The sequence below is a fragment of the uncultured Anaerococcus sp. genome (genome assembly GCF_963510915.1).
Classification (GTDB): Bacteria; Bacillota; Clostridia; order Tissierellales; family Peptoniphilaceae; genus Anaerococcus.
The window spans coordinates 1-2818 of the sequence record NZ_CAUPHG010000149.1 but is presented as its reverse complement, the minus strand read 5'-3'; the positions used below and the strand labels follow the sequence as shown (position 1 = coordinate 2818).

Here is a 2818-nt window from a genome sequence, read left to right as displayed (position 1 = left end):
GGTCTGACCACTGCAGGCACACAACCTTTGAAACTAGCCTTGATGAAGTAAATATAAATTCAGAATTATTCCAGAAGGAAATGCAAGATGCCTTTGATTATTATTTAAAATTAAGAAAAGAACTTGGCATCACAAAGCCAATCAGACTTATGGATATGGCATCAATTTTTGGGAAATACCACACCAAGGTTTTGGGCGATACCAAGATAGAAGTTTCTGAGGAAATCAACGCTTGTTCCTTCTTTACGGAAATAGAAAACAAGGGCAAGAAGGAAAGGTGGCTCATTCAATTTAAAAACGAAACCCACAACCACCCTTCAGAAATCGAGCCATTCGGTGGTGCATCAACTTGTATAGGCGGTGCCATCAGGGACCCACTTTCTGGTAGGTCCTATGTTTACCAAGCCATGAGAGTATCTGGTGCAGGTAACATCCTAGAAAAAAGAGAAGATACTCTTGCCAACAAGCTTCCACAAGTTGAAATTTCAAAAGGAAAAGCTTTAGGAAATTCATCTTATGGTAACCAAATCGGCCTTGCAACAACCTTTGTCAGAGAAATTTACGACCCATCCTATGTAGCAAAAACTATGGAAGTTGGGGCAGTTGTAGGAGCTGTTAAAGACGGCGATTACAAGAGAGAAGAGCTTGTCCCTGGCGATATAGTTGTCATGATTGGAGGAAGGACCGGTCGTGATGGCATCCAAGGTGCCTCAGGATCTTCTGTTGTTCACGATGACTCTTCACTTACTACAGCTTCAAGCCAAGTTCAAAAGGGAAACCCAGTCGAAGAAAGAAAAATCCAAAGATTATTCAGAAAACCAGAAGTCACAAGACTTATTAAAAAATCAAACGACTTTGGTGCAGGTGGTGTATCTGTTGCCATAGGGGAGCTTTCAGAAGGTATTGAAATCTTTCTCGACAGGGTCAAAACCAAATATAAAGGACTTAATCCAACAGAAATAGCTATTTCTGAATCTCAAGAGAGAATGGCGGTTGGTATAGATAAAAAAGACTACGAGGTCTTTGTAAAAGAGTGTGAAAAAGAAAACCTCGAATACGTACATGTGGCAAATATTACAGACAGAAACCGCCTAGAAATGTATTACGGAGACGAAAAAATTGTAGATTTTAGCGCAGAATTTTTGGCAACAGCAGGTGTTAGAAAACACGCTAAGGCAGACCTAGTTGATAATATAAGAGAGAATCCTTTTGTCAAAAAAGAAGTGACTAAGGAAGCTATTTTAGATGAGCTTAAAGACTTAAATGTCACTAACCAAAAGGGTATGGTTTCAATGTTTGACTCATCAGTAGGTGCCCAAACAGTGATGATGCCATTTGCAGGCAAGGAAAGAATAACACCTGTCCAAGCGTCTGTTGCAGCCATTCCAACCTTGTATTCAACACCAGATACAGCAACTATCTTGGCCTATGGTTTTATACCAAAAATTTCAAAATATTCTCCATTCCTATCAAGCATTTACTCAGTATTAGAATCTGTGGCAAAAGTTTATGCTGTTGGTGGCAATAGGGAAGATTTGTACTTCTCCTTTCAAGAATATTTTGAAAAACTCCTAGATGACCCAAGAAAATGGGGCAAGGTTACCCAAGCCATGCTAGGTTCAATCATAGCCCAAAGAGAAATCGGTAGACCTTCTATAGGTGGTAAGGACTCCATGTCAGGATCTTTTAATGACCTAAATGTCGTTGAAACCTTGATTTCCTTTGCTTGCACACCTGTAAAAATCGAAGACGTAATTACTCCAGACCTTAAAAAAGTCGGTAACAAATTATATATCCTAGAAATAGAAAAAGACGAAAAAGCCTATCCAAACATCGCTAAGGCCATGACTGATTTTGAAAAATTAAATTCTTATATCAAGGATAAGAAGGTTGTATCAGCCTACGTCCAAGATTTTGGATCAGTCACTTCTTCTTTAATCAAGATGGCTCTTGGTAATAAATTAGGCTTTACAATCGACTATGAAAAGGCTCTTGATTTTAATCCTTGCTCAATTGTCATAGAAGCAAATGCTGATTTGGACTTTAAGGAAATCGGAAAAATAAGCCAAGAAATTTCTATAAATGGCATTGAAATAAATCTTGATGATGCTGAAAAAGCCTATATGTCAACCTTAGAGGAAATTTACCCAACCTACTACAACAAAGACAAAGGCAAAGTAGAAAACCTAGTTTCCAAAAAAACTGAAAATATCTACTACAAGGAAAAAATTGACGATGTCAAGGTTGTAATTCCAGTATTTCCTGGAACAAATTCAGAATATGACACCCAAAAGGCCTTCGAAGAGGCAGGCGCTGTTGTAAGTCAAGTTGTCTTTACCAATACCAAGGAAGACGATATTGAAAAATCAATCGATGCTTTTGTTAAGGAAATTAAATCTTCCCACATCATAGCCTTCCCAGGTGGATTTTCCGCAGGTGATGAGCCAGATGGGTCAGCGAAATTTATTGTAAATATCCTAAAAAACGAAAAGGTAAAAGAAGCAATCCATGCCCACCTAGCTGATAAAAAGCTAATCCTAGGTATTTGTAACGGCTTCCAAGCCCTTATAAAATCAGGACTCTTACCTTATGGAAAGATCACAGACCTTAACGAAGATGACCTAAGTCTCTTTAGAAATGTTGGTTTTAGGCACATATCAGACACAGCTATCACAAGAGTGGCATCGACTAAGTCTCCATGGACCCAAGGATTTGAAATTGGTGACCTCCATGAACTTGTCTTTAGTCACGGAGAAGGAAGGCTCGTTGGAAATAATATAGAAAAATTCAAGCACCTTGCAGCCTTCCAATATGTAGA

General features: G+C 38.6%; 1 protein-coding gene. It reads left to right on the top strand.

Features of this window, described 5'->3' with window-relative positions; all coding sequences use genetic code 11:
• On the top strand, window positions 1-2818 hold a 2818-nt coding region (locus RQ893_RS08930; RefSeq protein WP_311482659.1), incomplete at both ends, for a phosphoribosylformylglycinamidine synthase.